Raw genomic sequence first — 23,497 nt, 5'->3', positions numbered from 1 at the left:
GGCATCAGCCGCGGCGGCCCGTCATCGTGGTCATCCGGCGGTGCCGGCCTCCTGCTCGGCCTGCCGGCGCAGCTCCTTCTTGTCCGGCTTGCCGGCATCGGTCAGCGGCAGCGCATCGACGAACGTGACCCGCGCGGGCTCGTACATCGCGCCGCGCTCCGTCCGCACCATCGCGCACAGCTGCGCGGCGTCGACGCTGCTGCCCGGCGCCCGGACGACCGCGGCGTGCACCCGCTCCATGCGGTCGGCGTCACGGACGCCGAACACGGCGCTCTGGAGTACCTGCGGGTGCGAGTTCAGCACGTCCTCCAGCTCCGTGGTGTACACATGGCCGCCGACCACGACGATCATGTCCTTGAGCCGGTCGACGATGGTCAGGTACCCCTCGTCGTCGAGGAAGCCGATGTCCCCGGTGTGCAGCCAGCCGTCCCGCAGAACCTCGGCGGTCAGCTCTGGCTGCTTCCAGTACCCCTGCATGATCATGTCGGAGCGCACACAGACCTCGCCGTGCTCACCGGCCGGCAGGTCACGGCCCGACTCGTCGCGGATCGCCACCTCGACGCCCGGCAGCACCTTGCCCGCGGTGCGCAGCCGGTCGGGGCGCTCGGGGTCGTGGTCGTCCTGGGTGAGCACGCTGATGCCGCCGGCCTCGTTCTGCCCGTAGCCCTGCACCAGTACCGGGCCGAACGCCCGTACCGCGTCGGCTATCCGGGCCGGGGACGCCTGGCAGCCGCCGTACGTCAACAGCCGCAGGCTGGAGGTGTCGGTGTGCTGCGCGTCCGGATGGTCCATCAGCTGATAGAGCAGCGGCGGCAGCAGGAACAGGTCGGTGATGCGCTCGCGTTCGATGGCGGCGAGCGCGGTCGCGGGGTCGAAGTCGTCGAGCAGGACGACCGTGCCGCCCGCGTGCAGGGTGCGGTCGGCCATCACGCCCGCGGCGTGCGCGAGAGTGGTGCAGACCAGCTGCCGGGGCGGGAACTCCGACTGCTGCGGGACCACTCCGTGGAACCAGCGGGCCTGCGTGAAGGTGGTGCAGATGCCCTTGGGGTGGCCGGTGGTGCCGCCGGTGTGGCGGATGGTGCACACATCGTCCGGCCGGGCGCGGCTCGCGAACGGCTCGTCGGACTCGCCGGCCGCCAGCTCCAGCAGATCCGCACCCACCTTGGCCGGACCGAGCACGAGGACGTCCGGCACCGGTGCCAGCCCGGTGAGCTCGGCGGCCCGTTCGGCAAGGCGCGGGTCGACGATCAGGGCACGGGTCTCGACATCGCGGACGATGGCGGCCTGGGACTCGGCGGACAGCTTGTTGTAGAGGAAGTTGACCCGGGCGCCGAGCAGATTGGCCGCGTAGCGGGCGGCGAGGGTCTCCGGGAGGTTGCCGCTCAGCAGCGTGACGGTCGCTCCGCGGTCGACGCCGCGGGCACGCAGGGCGCGTGCCAGGCGGTGGACGAGTGCGCGGAACTCACCTGCGGTGACGCGGCGGCCTTGGTGGACCAGGGCTTCGCGCGTCGGGTCGGCGCTAAGGACATCGAGGTTCTCCTCCACGTACGTGCGGAATGTCGGGGCGCTGGGCATGATGTCGGGCTTCCTCCTGACGCCGGCGGGCGCATTCCTCTGCGCCGGGCTGCGGTCTCGCGAAGTTAGTTGCTGGAGGCAACCAAGAAGTCCAGCTTAGTCGCTGTAGATCAACAACTCCAAGTCGGAGCGGTACCGCGCCCCGCCCGCGCGGGCCGTCGCCGTACGCAATGCGGCCGGCGCCCGTATTACCGCCCCCAAACCCGGCCGGAAACATCGCTTCGAATATCGCCAACGCGGTCGCCGACCTGGGAACGGCGTCGGATAATGCTCCCTCGCGCACGGGTCGCGGCTGCCCTGCGGATCCCGCTCTCCCTGCAGGTCCGTCCCGTGTCGAGAGATGATGGAGAGCAACGGAAGCACTGTGAGAATCGGCCGATGTACGGAGAGCGCCACGGCTGTCGGTCTGCGATGACCGGCGGAAGGAGTGCCTGGATGGGTGCGACCGACGCGTTCCCCGAGGGTGCCGCCCGCGTAGGGGCCGCACCGGGGCAGCCAGGCGGCCTGCTGGACCTGCTCGGCGTGGCCGCCGTGATGCTGGACGCGGACGGACGGATCACCCTGTGGAGCCCGCAGGCCGAGGCGCTGTTCGGCTGGAGCGCCCAGGAAGCGCTCGGCCGGTCCGCCGCCCAGCTGCTGGTCGGGCCGGAGCACTTCGATCTGGTGCTGAACCTGTTCACCGAGGTCATGGCGGGCGGCGAGAGCTGGGCAGGGGTCTTCCCGGTCCAGCACAAGGACGGCAGCACCCGGCTCGTCGAATTCCGCAACATGCGGCTGCTGGACGAGCGCGGCGAGTCCTACGCCCTGGGTATCGCCACCGACCAGGCTGTGCTGCGCCGGGTGGAGCGCGATCTGGCGCTGTCCGTACGGCTCGTGGCCCAGTCGCCGATCGGCCTGGCGGTCCTGGACACCTCGCTGCGCTTCGTCATGGTCAACCCCGCGCTGGAGCGCATCAACGAGCTGCCCGCCGACCAGCACATCGGCCACGACGTCCGCGAGGCGCTGTCCTTCCTGAACACCGACACCATCGTGGCCGGCATGCGCGAGGTCCTCGACACCGGCCGGCCGATGCTCGACCAGTTCACCGTCGGGCGCACGGCCTCCGACCCCCACGCGGAGAAGGCGTGGTCGGTGTCCTACTACCGGCTGGAGGACGCCCACGGCCGGGTGCTGGGGCTGGCCACCTCGGTCGTCGACGTCACCGAGCAGCACCGGGCCGCCACCGAGGCCGCTCGGGCCCGCCGGCGGCTGGCCGTCATCGCCGACGCCTCCGCCACCGTCGGCACCACCCTCGACGTCGACCAGACCGCACACGAACTGGCCGACGTCATCGTCCCCGAACTGGCGGACATGGCCGCGGTCGACGTCCTCGACGCCGTCCTGGACGGCCGGCGCCCGACCTCGCTGTCCCGCGGCGGCCCGGCCCGCTTCCGCGCGCTCGCCGTCTCCATGGCCTACAACACCGAGGCCGTCCGTGCCGCCGACCCCACCGGCCAGATCGCCTCCTATGAGGCCGACCGGCTGATCACCCGGTGTGTGACCGAAGCCCGCCCGGTCCTCGTCGCCCAGGTGGGCGAGGAGGACCTGCCGCACATCGCCGCGGACCCGCAAGGGGCCGCCGTCCTGAACAAGGCGGGGCTGCACTCCTATCTGGCCGTACCGCTGATCGCCCGTGGTGAGGTCCTCGGCGCGCTGTCGCTCTACCGCGTGCGCAATCAGGAGCCGTTCGACGAGGACGACGCGGTGCTCGCCGTCGAGCTGGCCGCCCGCGCGGCGGTCTGCATCGACAACGCGCGGTCCTACCAGAGCGAACGCCGCACCGCGCTCACCCTCCAGCGCCATCTGATGAACCACCGGCCTCCGCAGCCCACGGCCATGGAGATCGCCTACCGCTACCAGCCGGCGCAGGCGGCCAGCGAGGTCGGCGGCGACTGGTTCGACGCGATACCCGTGGCCGGGGACAAGACCGCGCTGGTGGTCGGCGACGTCATGGGCAGCGGCATCAACGCCGCCGCCACCATGGGCCAGCTGCGCACCACCGCCCGCGCCCTGGCCGACCTCGACCTCGATCCGGACGAGGTGCTGCGCCATCTCGACCACATCGCCGGCGGTCTCGACCCGGCCTTCGCGACCTGCCTCTACGCCGTGTACGACCCGCACAGCAGCGTGTGCCGGGTCGCCGTCGCCGGGCATCTGCCACCGGTCGTGGTGCGGCCGGACCGGCCGCCCGAGCTGCTGGATCTGCCCACCGGCGCGCCACTCGGCGTCGGTGGCGTTCCCTTCGAGCAGACCACGGTCCCGCTCCGCGAGGGCGATCAGCTGGTGCTCTATACCGACGGGCTGATCGAAACCCGCGACCAGCCGATAGACGCCCGGCTGGACACCCTGCTGGAGCTGCTGTCGGAGCCCCAGCAGGATCTGGACGGGCTCTGCGACCGCCTGCTGGCCTCCCTGCGCGACGAGCACGACCACGACGACGTCGCGTTGCTGATCGCCCGGGTGCAGGCGCACAAGGAGTGACGGTAGGGGCGCGAATTCGCGGGAGCCACGACGGATTCGGCGGCACCCGTGGGTGCTCCGCATCGCCCCGCTCGACCGCGAAATCCGCTTGAATTCTCTAGGCGGATCATTGATAAGCGTTCCAAGCGCCCGGCGATGCTGCGGATTTCGTTGTCTCACACCTTTAACAAGGTCTTGACGGGAGTCGTCGGCAGGGGTTTTATTCGGTCACCAAAGCGGACCTGGGGATGTCCGGGTTCAGACCGCTTTGCGGCGCACCTCCTCCAGGCGCCACCTCTCTTGTCGCCAGCACCGATGGGATACGGATACCGATATGCCCTACACGCCTATTGCCTCCGCAGAGCCTGAGCGGACCATCCGTGGTGCGACGGAGGGGGACGCCGCGAGCCCCCCGAAACTCACCCGGTCGATCGGCGTGGTCGGCGGCACCTTGCTCACGCTGTCCTGCCTGACCCCGGCGTCTTCGCTCTTCGTGATCGTTCCGGACTCCTTCGCGACCCTGGGCACGGGCACCGCGCTGACCATCGCGGTCGCCGCTCTGCTCTGTATCGGCGTCGCCTTCACCTACTCGGAGCTCGGCACGCTGATACCGAGCTCCGGCGGTGAGTACGCCATGGTCGGCACGCTCATGGGCCGGCTCGCCGGATGGCTGGTTTTCATCCTCTCGCTGATCGTCGTCATGATCGTGCCGCCCATCATCGCCCTGGGTACCGCCGACTATCTGGCCCCGATCGTGCACCTGGATCCGCAATGGACCGCAGCCGCCGTGATGCTGCTGGCCACCGCCATGGGCCTGCTCGATCTGCGCGCCAACGCCTGGATCACCGGCGTCTTCCTGGTGCTGGAGGTCGTCGCCTGCGCGGTCGTCGCCTTCCTCGGCTTCACCCACACCCAGCGGTCCGCGTCCGTCCTCGTCCACCCTGTCATCGACGCCGGGAACGGACACAGCAGCGCGGTCACCGCGGGCCTCATCGTCGCCGGACTGGCCACCGCGCTCTTCATCCTGCAGGGCTTCTCCACCGCCGTGTACCTGGCAGAGGAGATGGACAACCCCCGCCGCAACGTCTCCCGCACCGTGCTGTGGACCCTCGCCATCGGCGCGGCCGTCGTCCTGATCCCGGTCATCGCCATCACCCTGGGCGCCCCCGACCTGAAGACCCTCGGCGCCGGTGACGTCGCCGGCATGGTGCAGGACTGGAGCAACTCGGGCGTCGGCACCTTCGTCAGCCTCTGCATCGCCCTGGCGATCATCAATGCGGCGATCGTGATGGTGATCCAGAACTCCCGGGTGGTCTTCTCCTCGGCGCGCGACGCCGCCTGGCCGACCACCGTCAACCGCATCTTCTCGCACGTCGGCCGGCGCTTCGGCTCCCCCTGGGCGGCCACCCTCGCGGTCGGCGTGCCCGGAGCGGCCCTGTGCTTCGTCAACCTCGACACCCTGAGCGAGGTCACCGGGGTGGCCGTCGCCGCGATGTACGTCTTCGTCGCCCTGGGCGCCCTGGTCTCGCGCCGTGGTGAGCACAAGCACCGGCTGGCCTGGCGGATGCCGCTGTGGCCGGCGATCCCGGCGCTGCTGATCGTGGTCCTGGCGTGGGTGCTCTACCAGCAGAGCACCAAGAGCCTGGTGATCACCGGCGCGATCGTGGCGGCCGCCGCCCTGTACTGGGTGTGCTACCTGCGCCCCCGCCAGGAGACGCACTGGGTGATCTCGGTCCCCGAGGACGAGCAGGCTCCCGTGGAGACGGTGCCCGCCGGCCCGCCGTCCGAATAGGGCCCTGACGGCCCCAGAACCGCCCGCCCGGAGCGTCTGCCCGGGCGGGCCTTCTTCTTTACCGGCCGGGGTGCGCGGAGAGCGCGAGCGCGTCCAGCAGAAGGCATACGTGGTCGACGGCGTCCCGCCCGGCGGAGCTGTCGGCCACCGGTGCGTCGTCGAGCAGCCCGGCGGTCTCCTGCAGCAGCTTCAGCAGCCGCTCGTGCAGCCCGGCCGACGGCTCCGTGTGCGCCAGGGCGGACCGGATCTGCTCGCCCGTGAGCGGCAGACCGGTTTCGAGGAAGCGGTAGAGCGCCACGGCGGCTCGCCGGTCGGCGTCATTCGGCTTCCACAGCCCGAGCGCGTGGTGGTCGATGAGTGCGGCCGCCTCGGCACGGATCTCCTCGGGAACATGCATGCCCACGAACGTCTCATACCGTCCCGGTGTCCCCTCTTACGGCAGGGGTGACCTCGGCGCCACCCCAAGGGCGGACCCGTTCGCCTGGCGAGCCGGGCTGACCAGGCATATTGTGCTTACGCCGGACTCGCATGGGCGCCCGACCCCGATCAGGCAAGCGTCCGGGCCTGTGGGAAGAGTTACATGAACCGTCCGGCCTCTGGGCGATTTGTTCCCTGTGCGGCGGCGCGCTGCGGGCGCCGCGTATGTCCTCTTCGCCGAAGAGGTTCGCATATGCGTACCAGTAAAACCTACCCGGGAGACTTTCCGCCCTCTGGCGCCCGGACCCGGATCACGGGACGATCCTCTGACAGCCCGTGAGGCCGCCCGGCAGCAGCGCGGGCGCTCGCTGCTGCTGCGCTCCGCATCGCGCGGCTCGCCCACCGTATGCGGGAGGTGTAGAAAGAGGACATGGCCGGACGCTACGGCCGCCCGCGTTCGGTTCTCAGGATGCGAACTGTCGCAGGTCAGGTCTTTCTCCTGCAGGTGGCGATCGTGGTGTTGCTCGTCGCCGCCGCCATCGCAGCTCTCGTGCTGCAATCGCGGGCCGACGGAGACCGCGAGGCCCGCAACAGGTCGGTCGCGGTCGCCGAGGCCTTCGCGAATGCGCCGGGCATCGAGACCGCCCTGAAGAGCGCCGATCCGACCTTGGTGCTGCAGCCCCGGACGGAAGCCGCGCGCAAGCGCTCCGAGGTCGACTTCATCGTCGTGATGAACACGCAGGGCATCCGCTACACCCACCCCATCCCCAACCGCATCGGCAAGAAGTTCGTCGGCACGATCAAACCGGCACTGGCCGGGGGCGTCGTCACCGAGCGGATCACCGGCACCATCGGGCCCCTGGTACAGGCCGTGGTACCGGTGTTCGGGCGTAACGGCAAGGTCATCGGGCTGGTTTCGGCCGGTATCACCGTCAAACGTGTCAGCGGCGTCGTCGACAACCAGTTCCCGCTGCTGTTCGGCGCCGCGGCCGGCGTCCTCCTCGTCGCCACCGGCGGTACGGCCCTGGTCAGCAGGCGCCTGCGGCGGCAGACCCACGGCCTGGGCCCGGCCGAGATGACCCGGATGTACGAGCACCACGACGCGGTTCTGCACGCCGTACGGGAGGGCGTGATCATCGTGGGCGGGGACGGCCGTCTGCTGCTCGCCAACGACGAGGCACGCCGGCTGCTCGACCTGCCGTCCGAGGTCGAAGGGCGGCCGGTCGCCGAGCTCGGACTCGACCCCGCCACCGCCCATCTGCTGGCCTCCGGCCGGGTCGTCACCGACGAGGTCCACCCGGTCGGCGACCGGCTGCTGGCCGTCAACCAGCGCTCGACGGACCAGGCCGGCGGACCACCGGGCAGCGTCACGACGCTGCGGGACACCACCGAGCTGCGGGCCCTCACCGGGCGGGCCGACGTGGCCCGCGGCCGCCTCAAGCTGCTCTACGACGCCGGCACGGAGATCGGCACCACCCTCGACGTGGTGCGCACCTGCGAGGAGCTCGCGGAGTTCGGCGCCGCCCGCTTCGCCGATATCGTCACCGTCGATCTGGCCGAGGACGTGCTGATCGGCGAGGAGCCGACCGCCCCCACCAATGCGATCGTCGAGATGCGGCGCACGGCCCTCAGCGGCGCCCCGGCCGAGAGCGGCCTCTACCCCGTCGGCCGGCTGATCCGCTTCGAGCCGGCCACCGCCCTCGGCGCCAGTCTCCTGAGCGGGCAGGCGGCCCTGGAAGCGGATCTGACGGCGTTCACCGGCTGGCATCTGCAGAGCCCCGACCGGGCCAGAAAGATAGTCCAGCACGGCATCCACTCCAGGATCGCGGTGCCGTTGCGGGCCCGCGGCGTCATCCTGGGCGTCGCCATCTTCTGGCGCTCCAACGTGCCCGAGCCGTTCGAGGACGAGGACCTGTCCGTCGCCGAGGAGCTGGTCGCCCGCGCCGCGGTCAGCATCGACAACGCCCGCCGCTACACCCGCGAACACACCATGGCGGTCACCCTGCAGCGCAGCCTGCTGCCGCGCGCCCTGCCGGAACAGAACGCCGTCGAGGCGGCCTACCGCTATCTGCCCGCCCAGGCCGGGCGCGGCGGGCTCGGCGGCGTCGGCGGCGACTGGTTCGACATCATCCCGCTGCCCGGCGCCCGGGTCGCGCTGGTCGTCGGGGACGTCGTGGGGCACGGACTGCATGCCGCGGCCACCATGGGACGGCTGCGGACCGCGGTCCACAACTTCGCCAACCTGGACCTGCCGCCCGACGAAATCCTCTGGCACCTCGACGAACTCGTCACCCGTATCGATCAGGACGAGGGCGCCGAGGGCTCGGTCACCGGAGCCACCTGCCTCTACGCCATCTACGACCCGGCGTCCGGGAGCTGCACCATGGCGCGCGCCGGGCACGTCCAGCCGGTGCTGCTGCGGCCCGACGGCACCGCCGAGATCGCCGACGTGCCCGGCGGCCCGCCGCTCGGACTCGGCGGGCTGCCCTTCGAGACCTGGCAGCAGCAGCTGCCCGAGGCGAGCCGTCTGGTGCTGTTCACCGACGGGCTCGTCGAGGACCGCAACCGCGACCTCGACGAGGGCATGGCGCTGCTGAGCCGTACCCTGTCCGACCACCCCGGCCGGACGCCGGAGGAGACCTGTGAGGCGGCGCTGAGCGCGCTGTTGCCGGACCGCCCCAGCGATGACATCGCCCTGCTCGTCGCCCGCACCCAGGTGCTGGACGCCGCGCACGTCGCCGAGTGGGACGTGCCGCCGGATCCCTCGGCGGTGGCCCACATACGCGCCACGGCGGTCCGCAAGCTGATCGAATGGGGCCTGGCGGACGCGGCGTTCACCGCCGAGCTGATCCTCAGCGAGCTGGTCACCAACTCCATCCGGTACGCGGCCGGCCCCATCCGCGTACGGCTGATCCGCGACACCTCCCTGATCTGTGAGGTCTCCGACCGCAGCAGCACCTCACCGCATCTGCGGCAGGCCGCCACCACGGACGAGGGCGGCCGCGGCCTCTTCCTCGTCGCCCAATTGGCCGAACGCTGGGGCACCCGGTACACCGCCAGCGGCAAGGTCATCTGGACGGAACAGGCACTCACCGGCATCGATCTGGTAGCGGTGGACGTCGACCTCGACGATGCTTGAGGTGAGGGAGCTCGGGGTCTCTGCGTCACGAGGAGGCCGTGATGGATTACCCGCTGCTCAACGCATTCTGGACGATGTGCCTGATCTTCCTGTGGGTCATGTGGCTGATCCTGCTGTTCAGGATCATCGGCGACATCTTCCGGAGCCGTGACATCAACAACTGGGCCAAGACAGGCTGGCTCGTCCTGGTGATTCTGCTGCCCTTCCTGGGCGTCTTCATCTATGTGATCGCGCGCGGCCACGGCATGAGCGAGCGGGAGTTCGCGCAGGCGGAACGGCAGCAAAAGCAACTGCAGACCTACCTGCGGGACACCGTCGCGAGCGGTGACGAGACGGCGCGGCACGCGGATTCCCTGGCGAAGCTCGCCGAACTGAAGAACCACGGGGACATCACCGACGAGGAGTTCCAGAAGGCCAAGGCGAAGGTACTCGCCTGACCACCCGAGGCTGCCCGCCGCTGTCTGCCCGACTGCTAATCTCGAATTGCGCGAAACACGCAACTTGAGTGCCGGCGCCCCGCCAGGGCGCCGCGCGGTCGACGGCAGGCGGAGGCGGGCAGCGAAGTGACCGGTGGGGAACGCTCGGCCACCCGGCAGCGGCGCGAGCGGATGGTGCAACTCCTCGGCGCCGGGGACATCAGCGTGCACGATCTCGCCGCCGAATTCGACGTCTCGCTCTCCACCGTCCGCCGCGATCTCGCCACGCTGGCCGCCCTCGGCCGGATCACGCGGACATACGGCGGCGCGGTCGACCACCGGGCGGTGGAGCGCTCCCGGCACGACAAGGAGCGGGCACAGCGGGGCGAGAAGGACGCCATCGCCCGGGCCGCGGCCGGGCTGGTGCGCAGCGGCGACGTCGTGCTCCTCGACGCGGGCACCACCGTCGCCCGGCTGGCACACGAGCTGCGCGGCCGCGGCGACCTCACCGTCGTTACCAACGGCCTGTCCACGCTGGTCGAACTGGCCGACGCCGAGGTGGAGGTCGTGGTGCTCGGCGGCCGGCTGCGGCGCCCCAACGAGTCCCTGCTGGGCACCCGGACCGAACAGGCGCTGCGCCGGCTCACCCCGGACATCGCCTTCCTCGGCGTCGACGGTCTCGACCCCCGCCGCGGCATCAACTGTCCCGACCCCGAACAGGCCGCGCTGAAGGAGACCATGGCCGGATGCGCCCGGGCCGCCTGGGTGCTCGCCGACCACTCCAAGCTCCGCGGGGGAGGGGGCTTTCCGTACTGGGCGGAGATGTCGGCGGGTACGGGGCTGATCTCCGGGGGGACGGAGCGGGAGCTGGCCGCGTTCTCGGACGAGGGATGGCGGGTGCAGCTGGTCACGGACGGCACCGGGAGGCCCGCCGACGGGAGCGCCGTACGCACCTCTTGACAGCCCGTTCGGCTAGTCGCCACTCTGAGTTGCGTGAATCACGCAATCAACATTGCGTGGTTCGGTCACTTCGGGGTCGGCAGCACGGCACCGGAGCCGACGGGAGGAGACCTCGTGGCCCAGGTGCTCGTCATCGGAGACGACCTCACCGGCAGCAATGCGACCGGTGCGCGCTATGCGCGACTGGGTCTGCGAGCCATCACCGTCGGCGCGCTCGCCCAAGTCGAGCGCTATGCGCACCGGGTGGACGTCCTCGTCGTCAACACCGCCTCTCGGCACTGGCCCCCCGCCCGCGCCTATGCGGCCGTGCGGACCGCCGTCGAGACGTCGGGCGGGGCGCCCCTGATCGTCAAGCGCGTCGACACCACCCTGCGCGGCAACCCCGGCAGCGAACTCGACGCGGTGCTGGACGTCCTCGCCGCCCGCGAGCCGTCGGCCCGGGTCCGCACGCTGGCCGTCCCCGCCTTCCCCGACGCCGGCCGGACCACGGTGGGCGGCCTCCACCTCGTCGACGGCGTACCGCTGACCCGCACGGCCGTGGCCCGCGACCCGTTCGACCCCGTGCGGCATTCCCGGGTCGCGGCCGTGCTCGGCGCACAGAGCGGGCGCACCACGGACGAGGTGGCGCTGGACGTCGTGGAGCGCGGCCCGGACGCGGTGGCCGTGGCGTTACGGGAGAGCCCGGCCGAGATCGTGGTCTGTGACGCCACCGAGAACGCCCATCTGCGGACGGTCGCGGTGGCCGCCGCCCGGCTCGCCGCCGAGGACCGCATCCGCTGGGTCGCGCTGGACTCGGGACCGTTCGGCGCCGCGCTCGCCACCGAACTCGGCCTGCGGCCCGAAGCCGGCGCACCCGCCCGCATCCTCGCGGTCGTCGGCAGCGTCACGGACCGCACCCGCACCCAGCTCGCCCGCACCGAAACCGCGCTCGGCGCCCGCTGGAGCACACTCGACCCGACTGCCCCGGACCCCGACCGGACGCTGGCGGCGCTGCGCGCGGCAGCGGGGGAGGGCGCCACGGTGCTCGGCGTCCGGCTCGCCCCCGGACCGCCGGCCGCGCCCACCGGATCCGCCGCGGTGCTCGATCCCGGCACCGCCGCGCGCATCCTGCGGGCCCTCGCCGAGGTCGCCCGCCGTGCGGTCGCCGAACTGCGCCCCGGCGGCCTGTACGCCTCGGGCGGCGATGTCGCCGCGGCCGTCACCGCGGAGCTGGGCGCCGACGGCTTCGCCATCGAGACCGAGGTGCTGCCGCTGGCCATCGCCGGACACCTGGTGGGCGGCCCCCACGACGGGCTGCGCTTCGCCACGAAGGGCGGCCTGATCGGCGGCCCCGAGGCCGCCTGTGACTGCCTGGAACATCTGCGCGCGGCCTGCAGCCGGCACACCCTCGGCGCGGGATGACCAGCCCACCGCACCTCCACCAATCCCCTCGTACGCGCACGGCACCCCGAAAGGCAGCTTGATGACGCACCCTCAGCAGACGGGCCCGGACGGGACGGCGGCCGCCCGGCCGGCCTCCGACGGCCGGTTGCCGCTCCTCGCCGTCACCCTCGGCGATCCCGCCGGGATCGGCCCCGAGATCACCGCCCGTACCCTCGCCGACCCGGCTACTGCCGCGCTCGGCCGCGGACTCGCGGTCGGCGATGCCGCCGTACTGCGCCGAGCGGTGGCCGTCTGCGGGCTGGACGTCGAGGTCCGTGCGGTCACCGCGCCCGCCGAGGCGCGGTTCGAGCCCGGCACCATCGAGGTGCTCGACCTCGGTATTGCCCCTGGAGACCTCCCCTGGGGCAGGGTCGACGCGGTGGCCGGCCGTTCCGCCGTGGCCGCGATCGAGGCCGCCACCCGCGCCGCACTGTCCGGCGAGGTCGACGCCCTCGTCACCTCCCCGATCAACAAGGAGGCCATCTGGGCGGCCGGTTCGCCGCACCTCGGCCACACCGAGATGCTCGGTGAGCTCACCGGCGCCGCGCACTTCGACACCATGTTCGTGGTCCGCGGCCTCAAGATCTTCTTCACCACCCGGCATCTCGCCCTGCGCGCGGCGCTCGACCAGATCACCGAGGAACGGGTCGCGGCGAGCATCCGGCACGCGGCCACCGCGCTCCGCGTCTTCGGCCATGACACCCCCCGGCTCGCGGTCGCCGCGATCAACCCGCACGGCGGCGAGGGCGGCCACTTCGGCGACGAGGAGATCACCGTGCTGCGCCCGGCGGTGGAGCAGGCGGCCGCCGAAGGACTCGGAGTAGTGGGGCCGGTCCCCGCCGACTCGGTCTTCCACCAGGGCCTCGAAGGCCGCTTCGACGGTGTGCTGTCCCACTTCCACGACCAGGGCCATATCCCCGCCAAGACCGTCGACTTCGACGGCACGGTCTCCGTCACGGTGGGCCTGCCGATCCTGCGCACCTCCGTCGACCACGGCACCGCCTTCGACATCGCGGGCAGCGGCCGCGCCTCGCACGGCACGATGGCCGCGGCCTTCCGCGCCGCCGCCGGCTTCAGCCGCTTCACCGACCGGATCCGCGCCGCGTACGGAACGGGAGCGGCCCGGTGACGGCCGACCGCCCCGACGCGCTCCCGCAGCCCGCCGCGCCCGCGGTGCCCGCCAAGCGCTGGGCGTACGTCATCCCGGTCGCCGCGATCATGTACATGCTGGCGTATCTCGACCGGAACAACGTCTCCGTCATCCTCCCCTACATGCACGGCGATCTGGAGCTGTCCAACGCCGACAAGGGGCTGGTCGGCGGCATCTTCTTCGTCGGCTACGTCTTCCTGCAGATCCCGGCCGCGATCCTCGCGCAGCGCTGGAGCGCCCGGAAGACGGTCGTGCTGCTCATGGTGGCGTGGGGGCTGGCCGCGTCGCTGTCCGGTCTCGTGCAGAGCAAGGCCCAGTTCTACGCGGCCCGTTTCGTGCTGGGCTTCTTCGAGGGCGGCGTCTGGCCCGCCGTCCTCATCCTGCTCGCCTCGTGGTTCCCGCTGCGGGAGCGGGCCCGCGCCAACGCCCTGTGGATGGCCTGTCTGCCGCTCTCCTCGGTCCTCATGGCGCCGCTGTCGGGCTGGATGCTCGACCATGCCGGCTGGCGCTGGGTGCTGGTACTCCAGGGCGTCCCGCCCCTGGTGTGGGCGGTGGTCTGGTGGTTCGCGGTCGCCGACCGGCCGGCGCAGGCCCGGTGGATCTCGCGCGCGGAGGCCGACCATGTGGAGCGCTCGCTCGCCGCCGACGAGGCCGCCAAACCGCCGGCCGGCAGCGGCTCGTACCTCGATGCGGTCCGGCAGCGGCCGGTCCTCGTCCTCATCGGTGTCTACTTCTTCTGGATCACCGGCTTCTACGGCTTCAACCTGTGGCTGCCCGCCGTCATCAAGGACCTGACGCACGGCGGTTCGTCCACCGAGGTCGGGCTGCTCACCGCGATCCCGTTCACGGTCGCCCTGGCCGTGATGATCGCCAACGCCGCCTGGTCCGACCGCACCGGCCGCCGGCGCCAGGCGGTGGCCGTCCCGCTCGCCGTGGGCATCGTCGCACTGCTGCTGGGGCAGGCCGTGGACGGCGCCCTGCCCCGGATGCTGCTGTTGTGTGTGACCGCGGCCGCGGTCTATGCGCCCTACGGACCGTTCTGGGCGATCCCCGGGCAACTGCTGCGCATCGAGGTGGTGGCCGTCGCGATGGGCCTGATCAATGCCCTGGGAAACCTCGGCGGCTTCGCGGGCCCGTACCTGGTCGGCTGGCTGACCGACGCCACCGGATCCAGCGTGACCGGCTTCGCGGTGCTGTCCGGCTTCCTCGCCGTGGCCGTGGGGCTGGTGACGCTGGGCCTGCGCCCGGGCCCCGGCCCGGTGCGCCGCGCGACGGCACGGACCCCGGAGAGTCTCAGCCGATCAGGCGACTGACGGAAGACATCTGAGCCGATTCGGCGACTGACGGATCATCAATTCGGGGCGAGCGGCCCGCCGTGACCGGACGCTCGCCCCGGAGCGTTGCAGCCGACAGCGCCTGCACGTCAACGAGCCGCCAGTCAAAGGGTGTTGAGCGTGTGGGCCGGCTGAACGGAACCGGCCGGCGGGCGCCGTGACCGGGAGAGTCCTGAACGCGCCGAAAGCCACCGGTTACTCCGACTCGCGCAATTCGGGTTGTGTCAGGTTTTGGGAGGTTCTGCGAAGGTGATCCTGAAAAGGTCGATATACCCCTTTGATCCTCCCGAGGAGCAAACATGCGCATCCGCGCCGCGATCGCAGCCAGCGCCCTGGCCACCACCATCGTCATGGGCGGTGCGAGCGCCGCCCTGGCCTGCAACAACCACCACCACTACAAGCACCACCGGGGCCACGGCCACCACGCCGCCTGCTGGCTCTCGGCAGGCGTGCTGGAGCGCGTCGGCCCGGTCTTCAGCGAAGGCTGCGAGAGGAGCGGCTGGGGCTTTGACGGTGGCGACGGCTACCGGAGGTAATCGAAGCTGACACCCGGCGCCGGCCGACACGACCTCAGGTCGTGTCGGCCGGCGCCGGCGTCTGTGCGCGGCCGCGCGGCGTGCGGCAACGTGCAGCTCCAAGGCGGCCGACGGAGCAACAGTGGCCGCCCCGCACCCTCAGCTGTTGAGGAACGCCAGCAGATCGGCGTGCAGGTCGTCCTTGTACGAGCCGACCGCGAACAGCCCGTGCGGCGCCCCCGGGTAGACCTTCAGCGTGGCGCCCTTCACCAGCTTCGCCGACTTCTGGCCGGAGGCCATGAACGGCACGATCTGGTCGTCATCGCCGTGAATGATCAGGGTGGGGACATCGAACCGCCTGAGGTCCTCGGTGAAGTCGGTCTCCGAGAACTCCTTGACGCAGTCGTACGCCCCCTTCACCCCCACCTGCATGCTCCAGAGCCAGAACGCCTCGCGCACCCCCTGGGAGACGGCCGAACCGTGCCGGTTGGCACCGTAGAAGGTCTCGCTGAGGTCTTTGTAGAACTGCGACCGGTCGCCGGCCACACCGGCGCGGATCCCGTCGAAGACCGTGCGCGGCAGCCCCTCCGGGTTGGCTTCGGTCTTGAGCATCAGCGGCGGTACGGCACTGAGCAGGACCACCTTGGCGACCCGGCCGGTGCCGTGACGGCCGATGTAGCGGGCCACCTCACCGCCGCCGGTGGAGTGCCCGACCAGCACCGCCTCCCGCAGGTCGAGCGCGTCCATCAGCTGCGCCAGGTCGTCCGCGTAGGTGTCCATGTCGTTGCCCTGCCACGGCTGGCCGGAGCGGCCGTGACCACGGCGGTCGTGGGCGATCGCACGGAACCCGTGGGTGGCGACCAGGTGCAGCTGGTCGTCCCAGGCGTCGGCGTTGAGCGGCCATCCGTGGCTGAACACGACGGGGCGGCCCTCTCCCCAGTCCTTGTAGAAGATCTCCGTGCCGTCGGTGGTGGTGAGGGTCGCCATGCTGGGGTCGGTCCTTTCCTGCCGTTCACCGGTGTACGGGGCCTGGGCCGCGGGGGCCGGAAGGGGTGCGGGGCGGGGCGGTCAGCAGCGGTCCGTCGGCGGCGCGGAGTCCCGGCGCCGCCGCGCGCTCGCGACGAGCTCCGCGCCCGCGAGCACGGCCAGACCGGCCATCGTGCCCAGGCCCATGAAGACCAGCGGCTTGGTGGCCGTCGTTTCCGCAAGGGCAGGTCTCGCGGCGGCCGCAGCGTTGAACGCCCGGGCGCCGACGGGCCGTTGGCCGGCGGCCGGTACCCGTACGGGGGCCCGGGGGACAACGGCGGCGGCCGGCCCGGCGGTGCACCACATCGCGAGGAGGGCCACGGAGAGGACACACCCGCGCCGGAACCGGCCCAGGGCGCCAGGGGCGGAAGCTGTGGCCATGTGCATCTCACTTCTCCGTCTCCACGTGGAGGCTGCTGATCGAGGGACTGCCGGATCCCAGGGTTTCCGGCCTCCGCCGGAAGGGCGTGCCCACAGGGGCAGGCGGGTGAAGGCGGCACGCCATACGGGTGGCGGCCGGCCGCGCGAGGTGTCCGGCGGCGGTGCGGCCCGGGCCGCCTGGCGGTCCCCGGGGTGCGCTGGACGGGCCCGCCGCCCTGCCCTGGCGGCACGGGCCGGGGTCGGCGGGATCGCGACCGGTGAGGAGGCCGGCCCCGTCGGCGGAAGGTCAGTCGTCGCCGGCCGGCGGCCGCCGCAGGACGTAGAGCCCGACGGCCACCGTGACCACGATGACGCAGGCGGAGAAGGTCAGGCCGGCGCCGCGCAGACCGAGCGCGAGGGTGAGCGCGCCGACGCCGACGACCGGCAGCGAGATGCCGAGATAGGCGACGAGGAAGAAGGCCGAGATGGTGCCGCCGCGGTGCTCGGCCGGTGCGGCCCGGCCCACCGCGGTCAGACCGGCGCGGAACGCCAGGCCCTGGCCGATGCCGCCGCACACCGCACCGACGACCAGGACCGGCAGGGACGTCAAGGCCAGTGAGGTGGCCACCAGCAAGAGGCCCACCACCAGCACCAGGCAGCCGAGGGGGAGGGCCCGGCGGGTGCCGATCCGTTCCGTCAGGGACTGCCCGGCGGTGGAGCCCAGGAACACCGTGAAGACGATCAACCCGGTGACGGCCAGGTTGTGCTCGCCCAGGGTCTGGCCGACGAAGCTCGGCGCGACCGCGGTGAACAGCCCCAGCAGGGAAAAGCCGGCGAACGCGGCAACGGCCGAGGGGGCGAAGACGCCCCGGACTTCGGGCGGTAGCTCCAGGCCCTGGGGCCGCAGCGTCCGGGGGCGGTGCGGATGCGCGACGGTCTCCGGCAGCAGCCAGGTCACCACGGCCGCGACGGCCACCAGGGCGAGATGTACCAGGAACGGCAGCAGCAGCGGCCAGGGTGCGTACTGGGCCAGCAGGCCGGACAGCAACGGGCCGCAGCCGAGGCCGCCCATGTTCGCGGCGGTCGCGGCGAACCCCGCCTGCGCTTCCTGGCCGGGCTTGGCGAGTTCCAGCACCGCCGCCGTGGCGGCACCGCTGAACAACCCGGCGGCGAAGCCGGACAGCACCCGCCCGAGCAGCAGCATCGGCAGCCCGCCCTCGAAGATGAAGCACAGCCCGCTCGCCGCGGAAAGCCCCAGCGCGGCCAGCAACACCGGGCGCCGGCCCACCTCGTCGGAGACATTGCCCGCGAGCAGCAGCACCGTGATCACACCGAGCGCGTACACCGCGAAGACCACGGTCACCATCAACTCGGAGAACCCGAGCTGTGCGCGGTAGAGCCCGTACAGCGGGGTGGGAAGTGTCGTGCCGGCCATGCCGATGGCGAACACGCCCGCCGCCACCGGGTAGCCGAGCCGCCGTCTCCCGCCCGCACGATCAGTGATCATGGGCTCAAACGTAGGCGCCGTCGAGGCCCACTGGAGGGACCCGGGGCCGGACACGGAGGTGCCCCCGCGGGTGGCGGGGGCACCGTGCCGTGCTCGGTCCGGAAGGATCAGTGCGTGGCGGAGGGCGCGTTGGCCGCCGTCACGTTCACGGCGGCCCAGGCCTTGTTCACCGTCTTGTACTCGGTGCTGGTGGCGCCGTACAGGTCCTTGGCCGCATGCAGCGTCGCGGCCCGGGCGTCATGGAAGTCGGTCGTGGAGACCATGTACCGGGTGAGCGCCCGGTAGAAGATCGCCGTCGCCTTGGTCCGCCCGATGCCGGTCACCTTGGAGCCGTCGATGGTGGGGGAGTCGTAGGCGACACCGCCGATGGTCTTCTTCCCGCTGCCCTCGGCCAGCAGGTAGAAGGCGTGCGAGGAGATACCGGAACCGGCGTGCACCTCGGTGTCGTAGGCCGCCTTCGACCAGTAGTCGACGGTGCCCTCCAGCTTGTCCAGGGAGGGCTTGTCCAGGCGGCGCAGGAACTTCTGCCGGAGGCCGAGCTTCTCGCCCATCAGGTAGTTCGGCGGGTTCTTCGGGTTGTTGGTCGAGAACTCGACCGCGCTGCCGAAGATGTCCGCCAGCGACTCGTTGAGCGCGCCGGGCTCGCCGTACTGGTTCAACTCCTCGTCGACGCGGGTGGGCCGGAGCTTGGCGGTCGCGTCGACCACGCCGTGCGTGAGCTCATGGCCGGTGACGTCCAGGACGACCAGGGGCTTGGTGAACGTATTGCCGTCACCGTCGCCGTAGAGCATGCAGCCGCACTCGGGGGACCAGTAGGCGTTGCCGATCTTGTTGCCGAAGTGCACCAGGGCGTGCGCCCCGCGGCCGTCGTTCTTGATGCCCTTGCGGCCGAACGTCTTCTTGTAGAAGTCGAGGGTGCTGGTGATGCCGTACTGGGCGTCCACGGCGGCGCTGGCCCGGCTGCTGATGGTGCCGTTGCCCCAGCGGTTGGTGGTGCTGGTGAACGCCTTGCCGGCGGAGAACTTCTCCTGCGTCTTGTTGCCGGCGTCCCGGGTCTCGGTGTTGCCGCGGGTGGAGTCCTTGAGCGTGAAGGACTTCTTCGCGGTCCGGGTGGTGGACAGCTGCACCTGGCCGACGAAGAGCGACGCACCGGTGCCCTTGGCCGCGGCCGGGTAGCCGGCGGTCGCCGCCGCCTCGCCGGTGACGGGTGCCGCGGGGGTGGCCAGCCCCGTCGCGGGGTTGAGCCGCTCGCCTTGCGCGCGCAGCTTCTTCAGCAGGGCGGGCGACAGGAAGGAGTCGTTGTCCTGGACGTTGCTGAGCACCGCCCCGGTGGCCGCGTCGAGGAGGACGGTACGGGCGCCGTCGGCCTCGGCGGTACGGCTCCCCTCCACCTGCACCTGGTAGGCGAGCGAGGTCCGGTCGCCCCGGGCGTCCACGACCAGTTGGGCCTCGCCGGCCCTGCCCTTGGCTACGGCGGCGGCCTTCGTCTGCGCCTCTCCGGCCGACAGCTTCGGGTCCGTGTCGGACACGTCGACCTGGTGGCGGAAGGCCCGGGTCACGCCCTCGTACGCCGACTTGGCGGTGAGGTGGATGACGAGGTCGCCGCCGAGCACCGGAAGCCCGCGGTGGGTCCGGACGAAGCGGACGTGCTGCCTGCCGTCCGGGTCGACGAGGGTGTCGGTGGCTTCGAGGGTGTCCTTCTTGCCGACGCCGGTGGCCGCGGCATGCGCAAAGGCGGCGGTGCGGGCGGCGTCGACGGCCTTCTGGAGGGAGTGAGTTGCGGAAGAGGCAGCGGCCGGTGCGGCATCGGTGGTCGCGGCGGCGGTGCCCGCCACTCCCGCGGTGAGCGTCGCGGCCGTCGTCACGGCGACGGCGATCGCCAGACGGGTTCTGCGTATGTGGGGTCTACGCACAGCTATGGGTCCTTAGCGCTGTGGGGGCGGCCGGCCGTGCCAACCGCCCGTACGCGCGGTGCTGTTGTGCACCACGGGGGCCGTGGGGCCCCGCGCAAACCCTGGTATGTCTGGCATGGGCATGTAAAGAGAAATGATCAGAATGCGAGATTTATTGGGGAAATTTGACAATTGATCAGCTTTAAGTAGCTGCAAGGTGACCAACTGTGTCCCCTGAGGGAGACATCAGAAGGCGGGGAATGGTTGCTCCGTGGTCGGAGTGAACTGCGGGGTGATGGGCGGCGGCTGTCGGGCGCCTGTCATTCATGGCAGATGGTCGTAGCCCAACTCGCCTACAGCAAACGGAAGTTACTTCATTGAGGAGTTATCTCCCCATGCATCGCCCGGAGCTCGCCTATCGCGGCTGGAAGATCGCAGCACTCGGGATGAGCGAGGGCGTCCTCCCAGTGAAAGTACATCTGGTCCGACCGGGTCCAGGCCAGAAGGTCGACGATCCCCGTGAACGCCGATGGGGCGAACGGCGGGACCAACTCCTCGGCGTCGCCCTCGAGGTATGCCGTGGTACGCAGCTTCCGCCCCGCCAGCAGCCGCAGCCAGGCCGCCGCCGCGTAGGCCGACTGGGAGATGATGTGCCGCTCCGGATCCTGGTCCTCGGAATAGCACAGCGCCACCTCGGTCAACTGCTCATGCACCGCGTCGAAGTCGACCGGCTCTCCCGCGGCAGCCTTGCGCAGCTCACGCACCGCGTCCGGGGTCGACATGGCGGGGTCGTCGCTCAGCTCCTCGTCCTCTCGCTCCACGCGGTCGAGCAAGGGAGCCATCAGGCCGTACAGGCGGGCCGACCGTTCCCGAGGGTCCAGCCTTCCGGCGAACTCGTCGATGGTTCCCAGCAGTTCGTCGTACGTCGTATCCGTCATGCACGTATGGGTAGCACGCGGCACTGACATCCGGAGGACGGCCCGGGGGCGATGCCCTTCGGCAACAACGGCCAGGAGCCGGAGCGAGGGCATCCGGACGTTCTCACGGAAATGCTGCCGGGGCTCGCCAGGCTCGTCAGGGCGTGGCGCGACCGGAGTGCGAGAGCCGGCGCAGGGAGGCCGGCGGGGCCGTCACGGTCGCATCCCGGTCACCGCTGGAAAAGCTCCTCCAGGGAAGCCTCGGCCCGTTCGCCGCCGCGGGCGGCTTCGACGACGGCCTGGTGGAAGGAGCGGCTGGCTTCCTCGGAATCGCACGGGACGGGGCTGCCCTCCATGGTGTACCAGTCCGTGGCGCCGGTGTACTGCACAGCCACGTGGGCCAGGTTCTCCGACCAGGTCGTATGGATGGTCAGGTCGCCGTTGATCACGCCGATCTCCGCGGTGCGAACCGCGCCGGGTAGGGCGTGGATCCCGACAGTGGTCCAAGATGCCCAGGTCATAATGATCCCCTCGGCGACAAGGGCCCCGGCTGGCGGCCGGGCGCGGTGACTCAAGTTTGGCACCTGAGGTCCGGCAGCGCACCGCATGCGGCAGCACGGATTCCGCTTGGTGCACCGGAACCGGGCAGGGGCCCGTTGGCGAACGGAATCCAGCGCACCGGCGCCCGACCGCCGCGGCGGCCCGGAACCGCTCCAGCCCATGGCGGCAGGCTCAGCATTCACCTGCCTCCGGTTGCTGTGCGCGCGCATCGGTCACCGTCCGTGCCCGGCATACGGGCAGCTCCGGCGACCGTCGTAGGGCCTCGGCTCCGGACCGCCCGCGCGGAGACCGGGCGGGCCGGAGCCGTACCGGGAGTCCGGGGGGGGCGGCGGTGCGCCGCCCCCCCCCGGACCGGCGGCCGGGAATGCGCCGGCGAATGTCAGTCGATGACCGTATGGAAGAAGGTGACGGCGGCGCCGAAGGCCGCGCCGCCGACGAGAGTCGCGGAAGCCGGAGTGCCGCCATTGCAAAAAGTGAGCACACCGGCGCCGACAGCGGTGAGGGCGCCGAGGAGGAAAATGACAGCGGCGCGCTGACTCAGCAGGGTTGATCTGTTGTTGGACACATCAACTCCGATCTGCGCGGGAGCGAGGAATCGCTCGGTGCGGATGCTGATGCTCTTACTGATCATCTCATCCCGCATCAAGAATTTCCGGTAGCACACGAGGGAATTCCGAAAAGGCCACGGAAAGCAGCAACGCACCGTCAGGGACGCGGCGTGGCGCAGTGATCGGGCAGCCATGGGCCCCTCCGCCCGCCCCCGTCAGCGGTCGGTGCCGTTCCCACCGGACCGGAGCTTCCGGCGGCCGTCTCCCTGCCGGCTGACCGCCAGGACCGCCATGTCGTCGTCGCGCGGCCCGCCGGTCCACCGCTCGACCTCCCCTACCAGCAGGTCGATCAGTTCCTCGGGGCCGCGGAACGGGCCGCGGCCCGTCAGCTGGACCGCCGGGTCGTAGAACGTGCCGGCCTCGTTGCGGGCCTCGGTCACCCCGTCGGTGATCAGCAGCAGCGTGCTGCCCTCCGGGAACGGCCAGTCGTCCGGTGCGGTCCGGGCCGCGCCCAGTGTCCCGATGCCCAGCGGGAGGCCCGGATCGCGGGATTCCAGCGGGCGTACCGCACCGCCATGGCAGAGATAGGGCGCCGGATGGCCGCAGTCCAGCAGCCGCAGGCCGCTGCCGCCCGGGAGGACTTCGCAGATCAGGGCCGTGATGAAGCCCTCCAGACGGTCCTCCTCGGAGGTCTGCTCGCTCTCCCGCAGCAGGGCGTGCTCCATCCGGTCGGCCACCGTCGTCAGGTCCGGTTCCTGCTCGGCCGCCTCGCGGAACGCACCCAGCAGCACGGACACCGCGCTCACCGCCCCCAGTCCCTTGCCGCGTACGTCGGCGATCAGCAGCCGGACGCCGAACGGGGTCCGCTGGACGGCGTAGGCGTCCCCGCCGATCCGGGCCTCGCTCTGCGCGGCCTGGTACCGGGCGGCGATGGTCAGCGGGCCGATGCGTTGCGGGGGCGCGGGCAGCACGGCGCGCTGGGCGGCCTCCGCCACCGTGCGGACCACGTCCAGATGGCGTCCGTGACGGGCGATCACCCGGTTGACGCCGACGCCCATGAGCGCGGCGAAGACGGTGTTGACGAGCTCCAGATGGCCCACGGAGTTGTCGGCGGTGCCGTCCTTCACCGTCAGCGCGAAGACACCGACGATGATGACGGCACCGATCGCCAGGGTGTGCCGCAGCGAGAGCAGCGCACCGGCCGTCACGCTCGCCGCGATGAGCATCGGGTCGCCCCAGTAGTCCGCGGGCGAGAACACGTCCCAGAGGAGTCCCGCGGCGACCAGGACGGTCGGCGCGAACTCGACATAGCGGGGCCACTGCGGCGAGGGACGGGGCATGGGGGTTCCTGATCAGCCCTTCCTGGCGCGTGGGCGCCCGCCGTGCCGGCGGCCCCCGGGCGCTCGGCGGTGCTCGGGGCCGGCGGTGTCCGGCCGGCGGCCGTATTCCGATCGGTGCGCTGATGGC

The 23,497-nt window shown here is 71.4% G+C and carries 19 protein-coding genes; 9 read left to right on the top strand and 10 right to left on the bottom strand.

Annotated elements, in window-relative coordinates:
• Positions 1 to 30: 30 nt before the first annotated feature.
• A complete protein-coding gene (locus CPH93_RS02220; protein ID WP_096211765.1) occupies positions 31 to 1,575 on the bottom strand; it encodes an AMP-binding protein in 1,545 nt (514 codons plus the stop codon).
• Between the two features lie 435 nt (positions 1,576 to 2,010).
• Here CPH93_RS02220 and CPH93_RS02215 point away from each other — a divergent pair, with 435 nt between their 5' ends.
• On the top strand, positions 2,011 to 4,095 hold the full coding sequence (locus tag CPH93_RS02215) for a SpoIIE family protein phosphatase (protein ID WP_093487717.1): 2,085 nt from the start codon (positions 2,011 to 2,013) through the stop codon (positions 4,093 to 4,095).
• Positions 4,096 to 4,408: 313 nt separating this feature from the next.
• Positions 4,409 to 5,866, top strand: a complete 1,458-nt coding sequence (locus tag CPH93_RS02210; protein WP_231977149.1) for an APC family permease — start codon at positions 4,409 to 4,411, stop codon at positions 5,864 to 5,866.
• 58 nt (positions 5,867 to 5,924) lie between these two features.
• Here CPH93_RS02210 and CPH93_RS02205 read toward each other — a convergent pair whose 3' ends face one another.
• Positions 5,925 to 6,263, bottom strand: a complete 339-nt coding sequence (locus CPH93_RS02205; RefSeq protein ID WP_096211764.1) for a hypothetical protein — start codon at positions 6,261 to 6,263, stop codon at positions 5,925 to 5,927.
• Between the two features lie 450 nt (positions 6,264 to 6,713).
• Here CPH93_RS02205 and CPH93_RS02200 point away from each other — a divergent pair, with 450 nt between their 5' ends.
• From CPH93_RS02200 to CPH93_RS02170, 7 genes are all read left to right on the top strand, one after another.
• A complete protein-coding gene (locus CPH93_RS02200) occupies positions 6,714 to 9,422 on the top strand; it encodes a SpoIIE family protein phosphatase/ATP-binding protein (RefSeq protein WP_096211763.1) in 2,709 nt (902 codons plus the stop codon).
• 41 nt (positions 9,423 to 9,463) lie between these two features.
• Complete coding sequence (locus CPH93_RS02195; RefSeq protein ID WP_096211762.1) at positions 9,464 to 9,859, top strand: SHOCT domain-containing protein; 396 nt, start codon at positions 9,464 to 9,466, stop codon at positions 9,857 to 9,859.
• A 126-nt stretch (positions 9,860 to 9,985) separates the two neighbouring features.
• A complete protein-coding gene (locus tag CPH93_RS02190; protein ID WP_096211761.1) occupies positions 9,986 to 10,798 on the top strand; it encodes a DeoR/GlpR family DNA-binding transcription regulator in 813 nt (270 codons plus the stop codon).
• Between the two features lie 33 nt (positions 10,799 to 10,831).
• Positions 10,832 to 12,199 carry a four-carbon acid sugar kinase family protein gene (locus CPH93_RS02185; RefSeq protein WP_231977148.1) on the top strand — a complete coding sequence of 456 codons (1,368 nt, stop codon included), beginning with the start codon at positions 10,832 to 10,834 and terminating at the stop codon, positions 12,197 to 12,199.
• Positions 12,200 to 12,260: 61 nt separating this feature from the next.
• Complete coding sequence (pdxA, locus tag CPH93_RS02180; protein ID WP_096211759.1) at positions 12,261 to 13,349, top strand: 4-hydroxythreonine-4-phosphate dehydrogenase PdxA; 1,089 nt, start codon at positions 12,261 to 12,263, stop codon at positions 13,347 to 13,349.
• Positions 13,346 to 14,683 carry an MFS transporter gene (locus CPH93_RS02175; protein ID WP_096211758.1) on the top strand — a complete coding sequence of 446 codons (1,338 nt, stop codon included), beginning with the start codon at positions 13,346 to 13,348 and terminating at the stop codon, positions 14,681 to 14,683. Before pdxA ends, CPH93_RS02175 begins: the two co-directional genes overlap by 4 nt.
• A 320-nt stretch (positions 14,684 to 15,003) precedes the next feature.
• Positions 15,004 to 15,240 (top strand): hypothetical protein, encoded by a 237-nt coding sequence (locus tag CPH93_RS02170; RefSeq protein WP_006607969.1) that lies wholly within the window; start codon positions 15,004 to 15,006, stop codon positions 15,238 to 15,240.
• Positions 15,241 to 15,378: 138 nt separating this feature from the next.
• On the opposite strand, the gene CPH93_RS02165 is transcribed toward CPH93_RS02170, so the two are convergent.
• From CPH93_RS02165 to CPH93_RS02130, 8 genes are all read right to left on the bottom strand, one after another.
• Positions 15,379 to 16,206, bottom strand: coding sequence for an alpha/beta fold hydrolase (locus CPH93_RS02165; RefSeq protein WP_093487731.1), 828 nt, complete (start codon positions 16,204 to 16,206; stop codon positions 15,379 to 15,381).
• Between the two features lie 81 nt (positions 16,207 to 16,287).
• Positions 16,288 to 16,626, bottom strand: coding sequence for a hypothetical protein (locus CPH93_RS02160; RefSeq protein ID WP_143048121.1), 339 nt, complete (start codon positions 16,624 to 16,626; stop codon positions 16,288 to 16,290).
• A gap of 286 nt (positions 16,627 to 16,912) precedes the next feature.
• A complete protein-coding gene (locus CPH93_RS02155; protein ID WP_096211757.1) occupies positions 16,913 to 18,112 on the bottom strand; it encodes an MFS transporter in 1,200 nt (399 codons plus the stop codon).
• Between the two features lie 107 nt (positions 18,113 to 18,219).
• Positions 18,220 to 20,025, bottom strand: coding sequence for a M4 family metallopeptidase (locus CPH93_RS02150; protein WP_096211756.1), 1,806 nt, complete (start codon positions 20,023 to 20,025; stop codon positions 18,220 to 18,222).
• Positions 20,026 to 20,378: 353 nt separating this feature from the next.
• Positions 20,379 to 20,942: a hypothetical protein gene (locus CPH93_RS02145; protein WP_096215264.1), complete on the bottom strand. Its 564-nt coding sequence runs from the start codon at positions 20,940 to 20,942 to the stop codon at positions 20,379 to 20,381.
• Positions 20,943 to 21,151: 209 nt separating this feature from the next.
• The gene (locus CPH93_RS02140) at positions 21,152 to 21,442 is read right to left on the bottom strand and encodes a hypothetical protein (RefSeq protein WP_093487739.1); all 291 of its coding nucleotides are present in this window, start codon (positions 21,440 to 21,442) and stop codon (positions 21,152 to 21,154) included.
• Between the two features lie 419 nt (positions 21,443 to 21,861).
• Complete coding sequence (locus tag CPH93_RS02135) at positions 21,862 to 22,113, bottom strand: hypothetical protein (RefSeq protein ID WP_051007125.1); 252 nt, start codon at positions 22,111 to 22,113, stop codon at positions 21,862 to 21,864.
• Between the two features lie 132 nt (positions 22,114 to 22,245).
• Positions 22,246 to 23,370 carry a PP2C family protein-serine/threonine phosphatase gene (locus tag CPH93_RS02130; protein ID WP_096211755.1) on the bottom strand — a complete coding sequence of 375 codons (1,125 nt, stop codon included), beginning with the start codon at positions 23,368 to 23,370 and terminating at the stop codon, positions 22,246 to 22,248.
• Between the last annotated feature and the right edge of the window lie 127 nt (positions 23,371 to 23,497).

Origin of the sequence: Streptomyces sp. 2323.1 (assembly GCF_900221035.1) — a bacterium.
Taxonomy (GTDB): domain Bacteria; phylum Actinomycetota; class Actinomycetes; order Streptomycetales; family Streptomycetaceae; genus Streptomyces; species Streptomyces sioyaensis.
Note: the sequence above shows the minus strand (reverse complement) of the source record. Positions and strands in the feature narration are given on the sequence as shown.

Bases quoted from the DNA above. Each gene is read 5' to 3' on its own strand.
- CPH93_RS02165 (WP_093487731.1), bottom strand. From the start codon at position 16,206: ATGGCGACCCTCACCACCACCGACGGCACGGAGATCTTCTACAAGGAC.
- CPH93_RS02195 (WP_096211762.1), top strand. From the start codon at position 9,464: ATGGATTACCCGCTGCTCAACGCATTCTGGACGATGTGCCTGATCTTC.
- pdxA (WP_096211759.1), top strand. From the start codon at position 12,261: ATGACGCACCCTCAGCAGACGGGCCCGGACGGGACGGCGGCCGCCCGG.
- CPH93_RS02160 (WP_143048121.1), bottom strand. From the start codon at position 16,626: ATGGCCACAGCTTCCGCCCCTGGCGCCCTGGGCCGGTTCCGGCGCGGG.
- CPH93_RS02145 (WP_096215264.1), bottom strand. From the start codon at position 20,942: ATGACGGATACGACGTACGACGAACTGCTGGGAACCATCGACGAGTTC.
- CPH93_RS02220 (WP_096211765.1), bottom strand. From the start codon at position 1,575: ATGCCCAGCGCCCCGACATTCCGCACGTACGTGGAGGAGAACCTCGAT.
- CPH93_RS02210 (WP_231977149.1), top strand. From the start codon at position 4,409: ATGCCCTACACGCCTATTGCCTCCGCAGAGCCTGAGCGGACCATCCGT.
- CPH93_RS02135 (WP_051007125.1), bottom strand. From the start codon at position 22,113: ATGATCAGTAAGAGCATCAGCATCCGCACCGAGCGATTCCTCGCTCCC.
- CPH93_RS02140 (WP_093487739.1), bottom strand. From the start codon at position 21,442: ATGACCTGGGCATCTTGGACCACTGTCGGGATCCACGCCCTACCCGGC.
- CPH93_RS02155 (WP_096211757.1), bottom strand. From the start codon at position 18,112: ATGATCACTGATCGTGCGGGCGGGAGACGGCGGCTCGGCTACCCGGTG.
- CPH93_RS02215 (WP_093487717.1), top strand. From the start codon at position 2,011: ATGGGTGCGACCGACGCGTTCCCCGAGGGTGCCGCCCGCGTAGGGGCC.
- CPH93_RS02130 (WP_096211755.1), bottom strand. From the start codon at position 23,370: ATGCCCCGTCCCTCGCCGCAGTGGCCCCGCTATGTCGAGTTCGCGCCG.
- CPH93_RS02200 (WP_096211763.1), top strand. From the start codon at position 6,714: ATGGCCGGACGCTACGGCCGCCCGCGTTCGGTTCTCAGGATGCGAACT.
- CPH93_RS02170 (WP_006607969.1), top strand. From the start codon at position 15,004: ATGCGCATCCGCGCCGCGATCGCAGCCAGCGCCCTGGCCACCACCATC.
- CPH93_RS02205 (WP_096211764.1), bottom strand. From the start codon at position 6,263: ATGCATGTTCCCGAGGAGATCCGTGCCGAGGCGGCCGCACTCATCGAC.